18 protein-coding genes are annotated in these 14669 nt (G+C 66.9%); 13 read left to right on the top strand and 5 right to left on the bottom strand.

Going from position 1 to position 14669, the window contains the following annotated elements; translation table 11 throughout:
* Positions 1–10: 10 nt before the first annotated feature.
* Genes AC07VS_RS10825 through AC07VS_RS10800 form a run of 6 tightly spaced genes read left to right on the top strand, consistent with a single transcriptional unit; the run spans position 11 to position 4909 of the window.
* Positions 11–1234 carry a class I SAM-dependent methyltransferase gene (locus AC07VS_RS10825; protein ID WP_492348457.1) on the top strand — a complete coding sequence of 408 codons (1224 nt, stop codon included), beginning with the start codon at positions 11–13 and terminating at the stop codon, positions 1232–1234.
* Positions 1231–1770: a chalcone isomerase family protein gene (locus tag AC07VS_RS10820; RefSeq protein WP_492348458.1), complete on the top strand. Its 540-nt coding sequence runs from the start codon at positions 1231–1233 to the stop codon at positions 1768–1770. The genes AC07VS_RS10825 and AC07VS_RS10820 overlap by 4 nt, the downstream gene beginning before the upstream one ends.
* A gap of 13 nt (positions 1771–1783) precedes the next feature.
* Positions 1784–3127 carry an MFS transporter gene (locus tag AC07VS_RS10815; protein WP_494750947.1) on the top strand — a complete coding sequence of 448 codons (1344 nt, stop codon included), beginning with the start codon at positions 1784–1786 and terminating at the stop codon, positions 3125–3127.
* The gene (locus AC07VS_RS10810) at positions 3124–3666 is read left to right on the top strand and encodes a DUF3833 domain-containing protein (RefSeq protein WP_494750946.1); all 543 of its coding nucleotides are present in this window, start codon (positions 3124–3126) and stop codon (positions 3664–3666) included. Before AC07VS_RS10815 ends, AC07VS_RS10810 begins: the two co-directional genes overlap by 4 nt.
* A complete protein-coding gene (locus AC07VS_RS10805; RefSeq protein ID WP_492348461.1) occupies positions 3663–4445 on the top strand; it encodes an SDR family NAD(P)-dependent oxidoreductase in 783 nt (260 codons plus the stop codon). The genes AC07VS_RS10810 and AC07VS_RS10805 overlap by 4 nt, the downstream gene beginning before the upstream one ends.
* Positions 4446–4447: 2 nt before the next feature.
* Complete coding sequence (locus tag AC07VS_RS10800) at positions 4448–4909, top strand: nuclear transport factor 2 family protein (RefSeq protein WP_492348462.1); 462 nt, start codon at positions 4448–4450, stop codon at positions 4907–4909.
* A gap of 83 nt (positions 4910–4992) precedes the next feature.
* On the opposite strand, the gene AC07VS_RS10795 is transcribed toward AC07VS_RS10800, so the two are convergent.
* Complete coding sequence (locus AC07VS_RS10795; RefSeq protein ID WP_019573903.1) at positions 4993–5607, bottom strand: glutathione S-transferase N-terminal domain-containing protein; 615 nt, start codon at positions 5605–5607, stop codon at positions 4993–4995.
* Between the two features lie 91 nt (positions 5608–5698).
* On the opposite strand from AC07VS_RS10795, the gene purB reads away from it, so the two are divergent.
* Positions 5699–7078, top strand: coding sequence for an adenylosuccinate lyase (gene purB, locus AC07VS_RS10790; RefSeq protein WP_492348464.1), 1380 nt, complete (start codon positions 5699–5701; stop codon positions 7076–7078).
* A gap of 21 nt (positions 7079–7099) precedes the next feature.
* On the opposite strand, the gene AC07VS_RS10785 is transcribed toward purB, so the two are convergent.
* The gene (locus AC07VS_RS10785; protein ID WP_494750945.1) at positions 7100–7654 is read right to left on the bottom strand and encodes a DUF4124 domain-containing protein; all 555 of its coding nucleotides are present in this window, start codon (positions 7652–7654) and stop codon (positions 7100–7102) included.
* A gap of 140 nt (positions 7655–7794) precedes the next feature.
* Here AC07VS_RS10785 and AC07VS_RS10780 point away from each other — a divergent pair, with 140 nt between their 5' ends.
* A complete protein-coding gene (locus AC07VS_RS10780; RefSeq protein ID WP_494655758.1) occupies positions 7795–8355 on the top strand; it encodes a YaeQ family protein in 561 nt (186 codons plus the stop codon).
* A gap of 159 nt (positions 8356–8514) precedes the next feature.
* On the opposite strand, the gene AC07VS_RS10775 is transcribed toward AC07VS_RS10780, so the two are convergent.
* The gene (locus AC07VS_RS10775) at positions 8515–8997 is read right to left on the bottom strand and encodes a DUF3717 domain-containing protein (protein ID WP_492348467.1); all 483 of its coding nucleotides are present in this window, start codon (positions 8995–8997) and stop codon (positions 8515–8517) included.
* 416 nt (positions 8998–9413) lie between these two features.
* Between AC07VS_RS10775 and AC07VS_RS10770 the strand changes: the two genes are divergently transcribed.
* From AC07VS_RS10770 to AC07VS_RS10760, 3 genes are all read left to right on the top strand, one after another.
* Positions 9414–10145 carry a TerC family protein gene (locus tag AC07VS_RS10770; RefSeq protein ID WP_494750944.1) on the top strand — a complete coding sequence of 244 codons (732 nt, stop codon included), beginning with the start codon at positions 9414–9416 and terminating at the stop codon, positions 10143–10145.
* A 92-nt stretch (positions 10146–10237) separates the two neighbouring features.
* Positions 10238–10702, top strand: coding sequence for a hypothetical protein (locus AC07VS_RS10765; RefSeq protein ID WP_492348469.1), 465 nt, complete (start codon positions 10238–10240; stop codon positions 10700–10702).
* A gap of 42 nt (positions 10703–10744) precedes the next feature.
* Positions 10745–11098: a phage holin family protein gene (locus AC07VS_RS10760; protein ID WP_492348470.1), complete on the top strand. Its 354-nt coding sequence runs from the start codon at positions 10745–10747 to the stop codon at positions 11096–11098.
* On the opposite strand, the gene AC07VS_RS10755 is transcribed toward AC07VS_RS10760, so the two are convergent.
* Positions 11066–12592 carry a M48 family metalloprotease gene (locus AC07VS_RS10755; protein WP_494750943.1) on the bottom strand — a complete coding sequence of 509 codons (1527 nt, stop codon included), beginning with the start codon at positions 12590–12592 and terminating at the stop codon, positions 11066–11068. The two genes, AC07VS_RS10760 and AC07VS_RS10755, sit on opposite strands and share 33 nt — an antisense overlap.
* A gap of 29 nt (positions 12593–12621) precedes the next feature.
* Positions 12622–13515, bottom strand: coding sequence for a TfpX/TfpZ family type IV pilin accessory protein (gene tfpZ / locus AC07VS_RS10750; RefSeq protein ID WP_494750942.1), 894 nt, complete (start codon positions 13513–13515; stop codon positions 12622–12624).
* On the opposite strand from tfpZ, the gene moaC reads away from it, so the two are divergent.
* Both moaC and AC07VS_RS10740 read left to right on the top strand, forming a co-directional pair.
* Complete coding sequence (gene moaC, locus AC07VS_RS10745) at positions 13445–13927, top strand: cyclic pyranopterin monophosphate synthase MoaC (RefSeq protein WP_492348473.1); 483 nt, start codon at positions 13445–13447, stop codon at positions 13925–13927. The genes tfpZ and moaC overlap by 71 nt on opposite strands.
* Positions 13928–13932: 5 nt before the next feature.
* The gene (locus tag AC07VS_RS10740) at positions 13933–14358 is read left to right on the top strand and encodes a GtrA family protein (protein WP_494750941.1); all 426 of its coding nucleotides are present in this window, start codon (positions 13933–13935) and stop codon (positions 14356–14358) included.
* The last annotated feature ends 311 nt before the right edge of the window (positions 14359–14669 follow it).

Genomic DNA, 14669 nt, shown 5'->3' with positions numbered 1-14669 from the left:
CCCGAACGCCATGAACAGCAGCACCGCCCCCACCTCGTTCACCCTGCCGCAGGGCACGCCCGCCGCCGCGCGCACCGCGCTCAGGCTGCTGCAGCGACTGCAGCACGGCTCGCTGACCGTGCAATTGCCCGATGGGGCTTTGCACCATTTCGGCGACGGCCACGGCCCCGCGGCGGCCATGACGCTGCGCAACTGGCAGGTGTGCCGGGCGGCCCTGAAATCGGGCGACATCGGCTTTGCCGAGAGCTACATCGCCGGTGACTGGACCACGCCCAACCTGACCGAATTGCTGAAGGTGTTCCTGGCCAACCGCCAGCACGTGGAAGACGTGATCTATGGCAGCTGGGCCGGGCGCCTGCTGTACCGCATCAAGCACCTGCTCAACCGCAACACGCGGCACAACAGCCAGAAAAACATCCACGCCCACTACGACCTGGGCAACGCCTTTTACGAGCTCTGGCTGGACGACACGATGAACTACTCGTCGGCCTGGTTCGAGGCCGGACCAGACCAGGACATGCGCAGCGCCCAGCACGCCAAGGTGCGCCGGGCGCTGCGCATGGCCCGCGTGCAGCCGGGCGACCGGGTGCTGGAGATCGGCTGCGGCTGGGGCGCCCTGGCCGAGATGAGCACCACCGAGTTCCAGGCCCGGCTGACCGGCGTGACCCTGTCCACCGAGCAGTTGGACTTTGCCCGGCAGCGCATGCACGCGCTGGGCGTGCCAGACCGGGCCGACCTGCGCCTGCAGGACTACCGCGACATCGACGACGGCCCCTACGATGCGGTGTGCTCGATCGAGATGGTCGAGGCCGTGGGGCGCGAGTACTGGCCCACCTATTTCTCGGCCATCCAGCGCCTGCTCAAGCCGGGTGGGCGGGCCTGCATCCAGAGCATCGTGATCGATGACGCCTTGTTCGAGCGCTACATCGGCTCGACCGACTTCATCCAGCAATACATCTTTCCGGGCGGCTGCCTGCCCTGCCCACGCGAGTTTCGCCAGGCCGCCGAAGCCGCCGGCCTGCAGGTCGAGGACAGCTTCGCCTTCGGCCAGGATTACGCCGAAACCCTGCGCCGCTGGCGCGAACGCTTTCTGGCCCAGCGCAGCCAGATCCAGCAACTGGGTTTTGACGAACGCTTCATGCACATCTGGGAGTTCTACCTGGCCTATTGCGAGGCCGGCTTCTCGATGGGCAGCATCGACCTGGTGCAGTACACCCTGGTGAAGCCCGCATGAAACGCCGCCAGAACCTGCTCTGGTGGGCCGCGCTGGCGGCCAGCGCAGGCCATGCCGCCGCGAGCCCCCAGCACCCACCCTTGCCCGGCGCCGTGCCCGCCGGCGAGGCCACGATGCGCTTTCTGGGCTGGTCGGTCTACCAGGCCCGTCTGTGGGTGAGCCCGGGCTTTAGCGCCGAGCAGTACGCCAGCCTGCCGCTGGCGCTTGAGCTGCTCTACCTGCGCGACTTCAGCGCCGAGGCCATCGCCAAGCGCTCGCTCAGCGAGATGCGCCGCATCGAGCCCATCAGCGATGAGCAGGGCGCCCGCTGGCAGGCCCAGTTGCAGGCCCTGCTGCCCGATGTGAAGAACGGCGACCGGCTGTTGGGCCTGCACCAGCCCGACGCCGGAGCCCGCTTCTTGTACAACAACCGCCCCCTGGGCGCGCTGGAAGACGCCCGCTTCTCGCGACTGTTCTTCGGCATCTGGCTCTCCGCATCGACCTCGGAGCCCTCGCTGCGGCAAGCCTTGCTGGCACCCGTGACCGGCGCCCGCTGAAGGGATTTGCCTCATGGCCGACCTTGCCCCACCCTCGCCTGTGACCGGCGTGCAGCCCGCCCTGACGCCGCCCCAAGGCCTGGCCTATGGCCTGATGGGCCTGCCCCTGGCCTTTGTGGCCCTGCCCCTGTACGTGGTGCTGCCGCACCATTACGCCAGCACGCTGGGCGCCCCGCTGGCGGCCCTGGGGGGCGTGCTGCTGGGCGCCCGCCTGCTGGACGCGCTGGTCGACCCGGCCCTGGGCCGGCTCGCCGATCGCCTGCTGCACCAGGGGCCACAGGCCGTGTGGCGTGCCTGTGCCGCGGCCGGTGCCTTGCTCGCGCTGGCCCTGTGGGCCGTGTTCATGCCCCCGGTGCACAGCCCGGGCGCCTTGCTGGTTTGGGCTGCGGCAGGCTTGGCCCTGGCCTACCCGGCTTACAGCCTGTTGAGCATCGCCCACCAGGCCTGGGGCGCCCGCCTGGGCGGTGACGAAGCACAGCGCGGCCGGGTGGTGGCCTGGCGCGAGGGCGCAGGTCTGCTGGGGGTGGTGCTGGCCTCGGTGCTGCCTACGCTGCTGGGGGTGCCGGCCATGCTCGCCGCCTTCAGTGGCTTGCTGATGCTGGGCTGGCTGGCCTGGCACCGCGCCCCGGTGCCTTCCCCCCGGCCTCCGGCCAACGAATCCGCCGATCCGGCCGGGCTGTGGCAGCCGTGGCGGCAGGTGGCCTTCCGCCGCCTGATGGGGGTCTTTGTGCTGAATGGCATCGCCAGCGCGGTGCCGGCCACCTTGCTGCTGTTTTTTGTGCAGGACCGGCTGCACGCCGCGCCCGGACAAGAGCCGGTGTTGCTGGGTCTGTACTTTCTGAGTGCCGCCGCCGCCATGCCGCTGTGGCTGCGTGCCGTGGCGCGCTGGGGGCTGACGCGCTGCTGGCTGGCCGGCATGCTGCTGGCGGTGGCGGTGTTTGCCTGGGCCGCCACGTTGGGGACGGGGCAGGTGGGCGCGTTCCGCTGGATCTGCGCCCTGTCCGGACTGACGCTGGGGGCCGATCTGGTGGTGCCCGGTGCCCTGCTGGCCGGCGTGCTGGCCCAGCCCGGCGCCGCCTCGGCAGGGGCCAGCTTTGGCTGGTGGAACTTTGCCAACAAGCTGAACCTGGCCCTGGCTGCCGGCCTGGCACTGCCCCTGCTGGCCGCGCTGGGCTACACGCCCGGCAGCACCGACGCAGCCGGCCTGCAGGCCCTGAGCCTGGGCTATGCCGCGCTGCCTTGCGCGCTCAAGCTGGGGGCGGCCGCGGCGCTGTACCAGTTGATCCTGCGGCCAGCAGCCCGGGCCAAGGCCCAACCCGGGCCCCTTCTTCAACCCTCACCCCTCGACACACCATGAACCGACAACACTTTCTGCGCTGCGCCCTGGGCGCCGCCACCTTGGCGCTGGCAGGCTGTGCCGGCCCCCAGGTGAGCGACTACGCGGCCGAAAAACCCGCCCTGGATCTGCGCGAGTTCTTCAAGGGCCGCGTGGATGCCCAGGGCCTGTTCCAGGACCGCAGCGGTCGCATCGTGAAGCGCTTCACCGTGGTGATGGATTGCCGCTGGGACGGCGACGAAGGCGTGCTGGACGAACATTTCAGCTACTCCGACGGCAGCACCCAGCGCCGCGTCTGGCACTTGACCCGCCTGCCCGACGGACTCTACCGGGGCCGGGCCGATGATGTGGTCGGCGAGGCCCAGGGCCAGGTGGCCGGCAACGCGCTGCGCTGGAACTACACCCTGGCGCTGCCGGTGGACGGCAGCACCTACCACGTGCAATTTGACGACTGGATGATCCTGATGAGCGCGCAGACCATGCTGAACCGGGCCACCATGAGCAAATTCGGTGTGCGCCTGGGCGAGGTACTGCTGTCGTTCCAGAAGGCGCAGCCATGAGCCGCAACCCGCGCATCACCGACTGGCAGGGACGCCGGGTGTGGCTGGTGGGAGCCTCCAGCGGCATCGGGCTGGCCACGGCCAGCGCACTGCACCAGCGGGGCGCCCAGGTGATCGTGTCGGCGCGCAATGCCGAGGCGCTGCAGGTTTTTGCCCACCAGCACCCCGGCAGCCAGGGCCTGGCACTGGACGTGACGCAGCGCGATCAGGTGCAGGCCGTGGCCGCCCAGGTGCTGGGCGCGGGCCCGCTGGACCTGATGCTGTACTGCGCCGGCTACTACCAGCCCATGCGGGCCACGCAGCTGCGGCTCGACAGCCTGCTGCAGCACCTGCAGATCAACTACATGGGGGCCCTGCATGTGCTGGACGCCGTGCTGCCCGGCATGATCGAGGCGGCCCGCGCCGGGCGGCCTGGCCACCTGAGCCTGGTCAGCAGCGTGGCGGGCTACCGGGGCCTGCCCAACAGCCTGGCCTATGGCCCGACCAAGGCGGCACTGATCCACCTGGCCGAAACCCTGTACCTGGACCTGCAGGACCTGGGCCTGGGCGTGAGCGTGATCAACCCCGGCTTTGTGGCCACCCCGCTGACGGCCCAGAACGACTTTGCCATGCCGGCCCTGATCAGCCCCGAGCAGGCGGCACTGGCCATGCTGCAAGGCTGGCGCCAGGGAGATTTCGACATCCATTTTCCGAAACGATTCAGCCGCGTGATGAAGCTCTTGCAGTGCCTGCCTTACCCTGTCTACTTTCCGCTGGTGCGCCGCTTCACAGGACTGTGACCATGACCGAACCCCTGTCACCCGCCCCCGGCGGGATCGATGCCGCCGTGCAGCGCACGGTGCAGTTCTTTGAACACCTGCGCCCGACCGATCTGGCCCGACTGGGGCAGCACTACGCGGCTGATGCGGTCTTCAAGGACCCGTTCAACGAGGTGCGTGGCCTGGCCGCGATCGAGGGGGTGTTCCAGCACATGTTCGTGTCGCTGCATGAGCCGCACTTTGTCGTGACCCAGCGCGTGGTGCAGGGCCCGCACTGCTTTCTGACCTGGGATTTCTTGTTCCGATTCCAGCGCTTCTCGCCCACCCAGTGGCAGACGGTGCGTGGCGCCAGCCATCTGGTGTACGACGAGCAGGGCCTGATCACGCTGCACCGCGACTACTGGGACGCGGCCGAAGAGCTGTACGAGAAACTGCCCGTGGTGGGCCGCATGATGCGCTGGCTGAAGCAACGCGCCCGCGAGTGAGCCGTGAGCCCCGGGGCCCAGACATGAAAAAGCCGGCCAAGGCCGGCTTTTGATTGGAGGGCCATGCCCCGCACCGAGGCGCTTCAGGCCGGGCGGGTGTCGGCAAAGCTGGGGCGCTGCATGAGCTTGTCCATGAGGCGCGCCAGGTTGGGGTGCTCGGTGCGCCAGGGCACCTCAGGAAAGCGGAACTCGAGCCAGCCCAGGGCACAACCCACGGCGATGTCGGACAGGCTGAGGTGGATGCCACTGCAGAAAGGCTTGTCGCCCAGGCCCTGGCTCATGGCCTTGAGGCTTTCGGTGATCTTGCCCATCTGGCGGTCGATCCAGGCCTGGCATTGCTGCTCGGGCGGGCGGTGTGCCCACACGGTTTCCATGCGTGCCAGCAGGCCGGCGTCCATCAGGCCATCGGCCAGCGCCTCCCAGGTCTTGACCTCGGCGCGCTCGCGGCCCTGGGCCGGGATCAGCTTGCCGACGGGCGACAGGGTGTCGAGGTACTCGACGATGACGCGCGAATCGAAGACGGCCTCGCCGCCCTCCATCACCAGACACGGCACCTTGCCCAGGGGGTTGGAGGTGCTGATCGTCGTGTCATCGGCCCAGACGTTCTCAATGACGAACTGGTAGTCGAGCTTTTTTTCGGCCATCACGATGCGCACTTTTCGCACATACGGGCTGGTGGTAGAACCGATCAATTTCATGTGTCTATGTCTCAGGGAATGGGACCAGGGATCCGTGCAGCGCATTCTATCGAGTCGCCCCTGTCCCGGCCCGGCAACCTACAATTCAGGGATGAGCTTCTCACCCATCTCCGCCCTTTCGCCGCTGGACGGTCGTTACGCCAGCAAACTCAGCCCCCTGCGCCCGCTCATGAGCGAGCTGGGATACATGCACCGCCGTGTGCAGGTGGAGGTGGCGTGGTTCATCGCGCTGTCCGACGCCGGTTTTGACGAATTCAAACCCCTCACCCCCGGCGCCCGCACCTACCTGCTGGGCCTGGTGAAGAACTTCTCCGAAGCCGATGGCCTGGCCATCAAGGAGATCGAAAAGACCACCAACCACGACGTGAAGGCCGTGGAGTACTGGATCAAGTCAAAGTTCGAGGCCCGCCCCGAGCTGCAGGCCGCCAGCGAATTCGTGCACTTTGCCTGCACCAGCGAAGACATCAACAACACCAGCCACGCGCTGCAGATCAAGGCCGCGCGTGACGTGGTGATCCTGCCGGCCCTGGACGGCCTCATCACCAAGCTGCGCGACATGGCGCACGCCTATGCCGACGTGCCCCTGCTGAGCCGCACCCATGGCCAGACCGCCAGCCCGACCACGGTGGGCAAGGAAGTGGCCAACGTGCTGGTGCGCCTGGCCGCCGCCCGCGAGAAGATCGCCGCGGTGAAGCTGATGGGCAAGATGAACGGCGCCGTCGGCAACTACAACGCCCACCTGTCGGCCTGGCCCGACTTCGACTGGGAGGCCTTCAGCAAGAAGGTGATCGAGTCGCCCGAACCCCTGGGCCTGGGCCTGACCTTCCAGCCCTACAGCATCCAGATCGAGCCGCACGATTACATGGCCGAGTTCTTCGATGCCGTGGCCCGCGCCAACACCATCCTGGTCGACTGGTCGCGTGACGTGTGGGGCTATGTGAGCCTGGGCTACTTCAAGCAACGCCTGAAGGCCGGCGAGATCGGCTCGTCGACCATGCCGCACAAGGTCAACCCGATCGACTTCGAGAACGCCGAAGGCAACCTGGGCCTGGCCAATGCCGTGTTGCGCCACCTGAGCGAAAAGCTGCCGGTGAGCCGCTGGCAGCGTGACCTGACCGACAGCACGGTGCTGCGCAACATCGGCGTGGCCCTGGGCTACGCCGCCCTGGCCTACAACTCGCTGATGGTGGGCCTGAACAAGCTCGAACTCAACGAAGAAGCCCTGGCAGCTGACCTGGACGCCTCGTGGGAAGTGCTGGCCGAGCCCATCCAGACCGTGATGCGCCGCTTTGGCGTGCAGGGTGCCTACGAAAAGCTCAAGGAAGTGACCCGTGGCAAGACCGTGACGGCCGAAGCCCTGCACGGCCTGATCCGTTCGCTGGAAATCCCGCAGGCCGAAAAAGACCGCCTGCTGGCCATGACGCCGGGCAGCTACGTGGGCAAGGCCGCCGAACTGGCACGCCGGGCCTGAGGCCCACAGGCCTCAAGCTGCTCAGGGCAGCGAGGCCTGGTAGGCCTGGGCGCGCTGCAGCGCCAGGGCCGCATTGTCGATGGCCTGGCGCTCGCGCAGGCGCCGCTGGGCATAACGCTCGCTGAGGCGCGAGCCCGTGCGCACCCGATTCGATTCGTCCTCACGCGGGGCCTCGCCGGCCAGATAGAGGGCCTGGGCCTGCTCCAGGTGCTGGCGGGCCAGTTCGACGGCGCGCGCCGCCTCGCTGCGGCGCTGCAGCTTCTGGTTGAGTTGCTGGTTGTAGCGGTCGATTTCGACCTGCTCATGCTGTCGCTTGGCCTGCGCCTGGGCAGCCATCTCAGGCGTCACCTTCTCAACCTTCACCGGCTGCGCCCGACCCGAGGCAATGTCGTCTTCGCTGACCCGATCGGTGAACACCGTGCGGCCTTGCGCATCCTGCAGGCGCCACACCGCGGCAGGCCCGGCCCCCGCAACCTGGGCGAGGGAGAGCGCCAAGCCGGCCAGCCCGGCCCCCCGCCACAGCGTGCGGCGCCAGGGCAAAACAGCGCCTGTGGTGAAATGCAAGGTTGGACCCATGGCAGTCGATGCTCCATTCGAATGGACCGACCCACCCGCAGGCGGGCCCATCCCGCTGCCAGCATAGCCGCTTGTGGCTCGCACGGCACAGGCCCCTGCACGGGTTTTGCGACCTTATCCTTTCAGAACAAGAACGCCTCATGGCTCTCAAATCCACCATCTTCAAAGCCGCCCTGTCGATCGCCGACATCGACCACAACTACTACGCGGACCACGCCCTCACCCTGGCACGCCATCCCAGCGAAACCGATGAACGCATGATGATCCGCCTGGCGGCCCTGGCGCTGCAGGCGCACCAGTTGCAGGACGTGTGCAACGGCGACGGCACCCTGGCCTTTGGCGCCGGCCTGTCAGACCCGGACGACCCCGACGTGTCGCTGACCGACTTCACCGGGTACAAGCGGGTGTGGGTGGAGGTGGGCCAGCCCGAAGAAAAGCCCATGCTCAAGGCCTGCCAAAAGTCGGACCAGGTGCTGGTGTACTGCTTTCACCACGCCGCGGAGGTGTGGTGGAAGACCATGGAGAACAAGGTCAGCCGCATGGACAAGCTGCAGGTGTGGCGCGTGCCCACCGAGGCCTCGCAGGCCCTGGCCAGGCTGGCGCAACGCAGCATGCAGCTGCAGGCGACGGTGCAGGAAGGTGCGCTGATGATGAGCGACTCGAAAGACACCGTAGAGATCGAGTGCATCCGCTGGAAGTGAACTGTTGGCCCCCACGGTCGCGCACTGCGTGTCGCTCCCTGCCCCCCAAAGGGGGCCCAGCCCGCCTTCGGGCGGCCGGGCGGCGGGCTGACCTCTTCGTTGCAGGGCCTGCCTGATCGGGCAGGCGCCCCGTTGGTCAACGGGCTGCGTGAGGTCGGGTCAGGCGGTGGTTTGGCGGCGGCGTTGGCGGTGGGCTTCCTGGGCTGCGGTCTGCATGGCTTGGGCTGCGGCGGTGGGGCCTTCGGCGGCGCGCTCCAGGTAGCGGTTGAAGCGCCAGGCCTGCCCCTCCTGGGTGATGCGGCGCCAGGTGTGGCGTTTTTCGGTGGCGCTCATGCCGGGCCAGTGCTGCACCTCGTCAAAGGTGCGGCCGCAGCCCTTGCAATGGCTGTCGCCCTGGCTGGTGGAGCAGATCGCAATGCAGGGGGTGTCGGGCGTGGTGTCGTACCAGGCCTGCCAGGCCTGCCAGGCCGCCTCGGGCAGGCTGAACTCGTCGGCCTCGTCTTCATGGAAATACACCATCAGCGCATACACCTCGGCCAGCGCGCGCAGCTCGGGCGACAGAACGACCCCATCGGGCGAGGGCTTCTTGGCGCGCCAGTGGTTGATGGCGGCTTCGATGTCGGTGATGTGGATTCCGGCCATGGCAATTTCAAAACAAGGGGCGCGATCATAATCCGCCACCGCCACCGCCAGCCCTGCCTGGTGACCGGGCCACAGCGACGCCAGCACCGCGGGCTTTCAAAAAGCCTACAGCTTGCAAGGCCTCTGCGACCAATGGTTAAATCGGGGCACGAAGGGGAGTAGCTCCCTTGGTGTGAACGGGTCTGCACCCTCGTGCAACCGCCACACCAGATCAGCAAGTCGTCAATACGAAGCCTAGGCTTCCGGCTTGTTGGGCATTTTCTGCATGACTCCATGCCGAGCAAGACCTTCGATTCGAACCTGGGACAGGTTTGGTCGAAGCGTGTCTGCCACCGCATCCGCCTGGGTGCGCGCCCAGCCCCACCATGACCGCCACCTGCCCCAGGGTTTGTTCTTGCACATCCTGGAGTGTTTTCATGGAATTTCTTTCCGCACCGTGGTGGTCCGCCCTGCTGGCCATCGTTCTGATCGACCTGGTTCTGGCCGGGGACAACGCCATCGTGATCGCCCTGGCCGCGCGGCAATTGCCTGCGCACCTGCAGAAGAAGGCGATCCTGTGGGGCACGGTGGGCGCCATCGGCGTGCGCTCGCTGATGACCGTGGGCGTGGTCTGGCTGCTGAAGGTGCCCGGCCTGATGCTGATCGGTGGGCTGGGCCTGCTGTGGATCGCCTACAAACTGCTGGCCGACGACGGCGATGGCCATGCCGACGGCCCGGCCGCCAGCACGTTCTGGGGTGCCATGAAGACGATTGTGGTGGCCGACGCCCTGATGGGCATCGACAACGTGCTGGGCGTCGCCGGGGCCGCGCACGGCGCATTTGACCTGGTGATCCTGGGCCTGCTGATCAGCGTGCCCATCGTGGTGTTTGGCAGCTCGGTGGTGCTGAAGCTGGTGGAACGCTTCCCGCTGATCATCCATGCCGGCGCTGCGGTGTTGGCCTTCACGGCCGCTCGCATGATCGTGGGCGAGCCCTTGCTGGACGCGGTGTTTGATCCGCCTGAACTGATGAACACGCTGGCCCGCTGGAGCACCTACGGGGTGGCCATTGCTGGCGTGCTGGGCGCCGGCTGGCTGCACCAGCGCCGGCAGTCCACCCACCAGGGCGGCCGCACCACGCCGCAAATCAGCTCCGACCCCTCGGCATGAACCAGGCCCCTGCCATGTTCCATCCCGGATCCAAGACAGCTTCCGTTCCCGCCAGCGGCCCCACACGGCCACCTTCGTCTCAAGGAGAAACCATGGACACCCTGATTGCCTACTTCGACGATGCCGAACACGCCTGCCATCAACTGCTGCCCCTGCTCGCGCCGGCCACAGCCCCCGCGCAGCAGGCCGCCACCCACTGGATCCTGGTGGCCTGCCCGCCGCGCATGACGCGCCGCGTGAGCAAATGGGTAAGCTACGCCAACCGCGAGAACTGGCGCGCCCGCTGGGCCGACAAGGTGACCGAGCCCGTGGTGCAGGCCGTGGTGGGCCCCGGCGATCAACTGACCCGCCTGGTGGCCCATGGCTCGCTGGCCGATCTGTCGGACAGCCTGCGCCGGCAGTTCCCCGGTGCCCGGGTGCTGGATGCGCGCCGCCCCAAGCTGGGCCAGGACCTGCCCGCCGTGACGCACAACCAGCCCGAGCCCCACGGCGCGCGCTGGGCGGTACCGGGCGCCGTGGCAGGTCTGGGCGCCGCCCTGGTGCTGGCCACCGAGTAAAGCAGCAGGGTGCCGCGTGCCACCTGCTGCTATGCTGCGCCCATGAAACTGCTGCTGAAATGGCTGCTGAGCGCAGCCGCACTGATGTTCGTGGCCTACCTGTACCCGGGCGTGCAGGTCACCAGCCTGAGCGCGGCCTTGGTGGCCGCGCTGGTGATCGGCCTGTTCAACGCCGTGTTGCGCCCCATCCTGGTGGTGCTGACACTGCCCGTGACAGTGGTGACGCTGGGGCTGTTCCTGTTCGTGATCAATGCCTTCATGTTCTGGGCCGCCGCCGAGGTGCTCAAAGGCTTTCAGGTGGCCGGGTTTGGTGCGGCCCTGATCGGCTCGCTGATCTACTCGGCCTTGGGCATGGTGATCGACTCAGCGCTGCGCAGCCTGTTCCCGCAGCAGTGAGGCCACCTCGCGGGTGCGGGCATCGATGATCGAGGCCTCGACATGGTCGGTGGCGGCGCTGCCGCCGCGGCGAACCATGTCTTGCGCGGCCTTGAAACGGTCCATGGCACCGCTGTAATCAAAGTGCGCCACCTGCACCTCGGCTTCGGCCCGCAGCGCCCGCAAGGGCTTGCCAGCGCCCGCCCAGGCACGTGACAACCACTGCCATGCCGTGCCATCGTGGGGGTGCACGGTCACCCAGGTCTGCAGGGCTTCGGCCGTCTGTTCGGCCTGATCCACGCCACCCAGCGCCAGGCGCCCCTGGGTGCCCAGCAACAGCTCCGGACGCCGCACGCCCGCACCCATTGGCAGAGCAGCCGCCGTGGCAGGCTTGCCCGTGGCCAGGTCGAGCTCGGCCACCAGCAGGCGCTGCAGGCGCAGGGCCTCGGGGCTGGACTGCACCAGAGGCTGCAGGCGATTGACCGCATCGCGAGCGCGAGCCCAGTCACGCAGTTGCATGGAGGCCAGCGCGGCCCCGTACAAGGCCTGCGCCTGACGCACGGGCGGTTGCTGCCGGAAAGCAGCCCCATCGGGTTCGGTCTGGCGCTGGCGCTGCAATTCGATGTTGTCGGCACTGATGGCCCGGGCCCGGGCCATGATGAGGGCGTGCTCCAGCGAGGTCGGCACCCCCCCCTTGCTGCCGGGGCGCAGCTCCTGGCGGGCCTGCATGTCGGCGATGCGTTCGGTGGTCAGCGGGTGGCTGCGCAGGTAGGGGTAGGCGCCGTTGTCGTTCAGGCGCGAAGCCTGCTGCAGTTTGTCGAACATGGTGACAAAGCCCTGGCCATCAAAGCCCGCCTGGGTCATGACGCCATAGCCCACCCGATCGGCCTCGCGCTCCATGTCGCGCGAGAACTTGAGCTGATTCTGCACCGTGAGTGCCTGCCCCCCCACCACCAGCGCGCTGGCGGCATCGGGGCTTTTGCTGGCCGCCAGGGCGGCCAGGATCAGCGCGGCCACCAGCAAAGGGGTCTGCTGGCTGTCCTTGCTCATCATGCGCGAGATGTGGCGCTGGGTGATGTGGCTGAGTTCATGCCCCAGCACCGACGCCAGCTCGTCGCGGTTGGCCACGATGGCGATCAGCCCCAGGTACACGCCCATGTAGCCGCCCGGCAGCGCAAAGGCGTTGACCTGGCGGTCCTTGCCCAGCAGCACCTGCCAGGCAAAACGCTCGTCCTGATCGGGCGTGAGTTCGCCGCGCTGGCGGGCCGCCTGCATCAGCTGCTGCCAGATGCCCTCCACATACTCCTGCAGCACCGGGTCATCTAAGTAGTCCGGGTCACGGTAGAGCTCACGCGCAATCTGGTCACCCAGGCGGCGCTCGGCGCCCAGGGTCATGCCGTCACCATCGCCCAGGGCGGGGAGCTGGGCGCTGCTGAGGGTGGGGGTGCCCAGCGCGGCCAGGAGGGCCAGGGTCAGGGGCGCCAGCCAGCGGTGGCGGAATGCAGAACGGGTCACGATGGGCTTGGTGGCGGGGCAGCCGGTGGTCAGAAGGAATCGATGGGCAAGTAGCCCAGGATATCGGCAGTTTGGACGTCCAGGATCACGGTCCAGAAGGTTTTACGGCCCACCATCGGCACATAGGCCAGGGATGAGACAGGACGGCCGATCTTTTGCACGCTCTGGTCGATCAGGCTGGCCTGATCAGGAAAGCGGGCGCGAAGTGCCGTCAGAGGGCGAGACTCCTTGAGCACAGATGTGTGGGCCTTTTCGTACGAAACCCACAGATCAGGTCGAAAACCCAGCTGCAACCCGTTCAATGCGGCCAGGGTGGCGTCGACCTGTTCATTGCTGCTATGGAAATCGCGCAGGCCAATGGGCTTCGGTCCGGTCCAGGGCAGCCTGCGAAATGCAGGCTCAGCCTTGTCGAGCAGGTCGTCAGGCACATCGATCGCGTGGACCACCCGGAAGCGGTTGTATTCAAAGGCCAGATACACCGGTCGGGCCACCGACACCGTCCAAAGCCCATAAACCAGTGCCGACAGTTGCAGCACGGCGACCAAGCTGAAATCCAGCGTCAGCGCGCGCCGGGTCTTGGTCGGGTTGAACAGGATGAAGGTGACCAGTGGCCCCAGCACCACATCCACGCCTATGACCAGGAAAAGCAACTCCCGACCACCCGATATCTCGCGGTAGGGAAAGGGATACCAGATCCAGAACACCAGGGCGGCCGCGCCGGCCGCAAACAACAGGCTGATGCAGGCATGAACGCCCAAGGCCTTGAGACGAGGTATCAACTGACTCATTTCCGTATGATGCTCGAAGTACGTCAATCTGGCGTAAATGCCGTTTGTCTCCCTATTTTCAAGCATGACAGCCCTCACCCACTTCGATGCCCACGGACAGGCCCATATGGTCGACGTCAGCCACAAGGCCAGCACGCACCGCATTGCGGTGGCAGGGGGGCAGATCCTGATGCAAGCCGAAACCCTGGCGCTGATCCTGGCGGGCAACGCCAAAAAGGGGGATGTACTGGGCATTGCTCGGATCGCGGGCATCCAGGGCGCCAAGAAGACCAGCGACCTGATCCCACTGTGCCATCCCCTGGCACTGACCAGGGTGGCTGTCGAGTTCCAGGTGCTTGATGTAGAAACGGCCGGCATCCGATGTGAAGCCACAGTCGAGACAGTGGGCGTGACCGGGGTGGAAATGGAGGCACTGACAGCGGTTCAGGTGGCCTTGCTGACCATCTATGACATGTGCAAGGCGGTAGACCGCGGCATGACCATCACCGATGTGCGGGTGCTGGAAAAGCATGGGGGCAAGTCGGGGTCGTTTGTGGCCACCACCTGAGCTCCATGAAGTCCGATACCGTTCGGCACCGGGCCTTGATGCTTTGGCGCTCCCGGCAACTTCGTTTCGTCGTTGTAGGGATATGGAACACATTGGCGGGCTATCTGCTATTCGTGATCGTCTACAGGCTGTTCTCGACCGTACTGCCGTACCCGGTGTTGGCGGTGTTCACCCACATAGCGGCCATCAGCCAGGCTTTTCTATGCCAGCGCTACCTCGTCTACCGATCCGAAGGTCATTGGCTGAGAGAATTCATGCGCTTTCATGTGGCCCATCTGGGCCTGTTCGCGCTTTCACTGGCCTGTCTGACGGCGCTGGTCGAATGGGGCGGCTTGCACCCTTTGCTGGCCCAGGCCGCGGTGACGACCGCTGCAGTCATCGCCAGCTATTTTGTGCACACCTTTTTCACGTTCAGAAAAGCGCGACCGTGAGTCGGGCGACTTTCCATCCTGCTCCAAGCCCCATGTCCAGCACCCCAACGTCTCTTTTTGAAGCCAGCCAGTCCCAGGCACTGGATCGCAAGACCGCCGCAGCTCTGCTGTACCTGGCGCTGCCGGTCGCCCTGTTTTTCGCCGGCTGGCTCCAGCCCTGGTTTGCTGCCACGTTGCTGGCGGCGTTGGCCCTGGGTCTCTCCCACGCCTTGCGACCGGTGTTCTCCGCCGCCACTCGGGATCCCTCACGGTCCCGTAACTGGCTGTGGGGCCTGACCGCGGTGGCCTTGGTCTGGACCTGCCTGGGGGGG

It is taken from the genome of Curvibacter sp. GW821-FHT01G03 (genome assembly GCF_059422285.1).
Note: the sequence above shows the minus strand (reverse complement) of the source record. Positions and strands in the feature narration are given on the sequence as shown.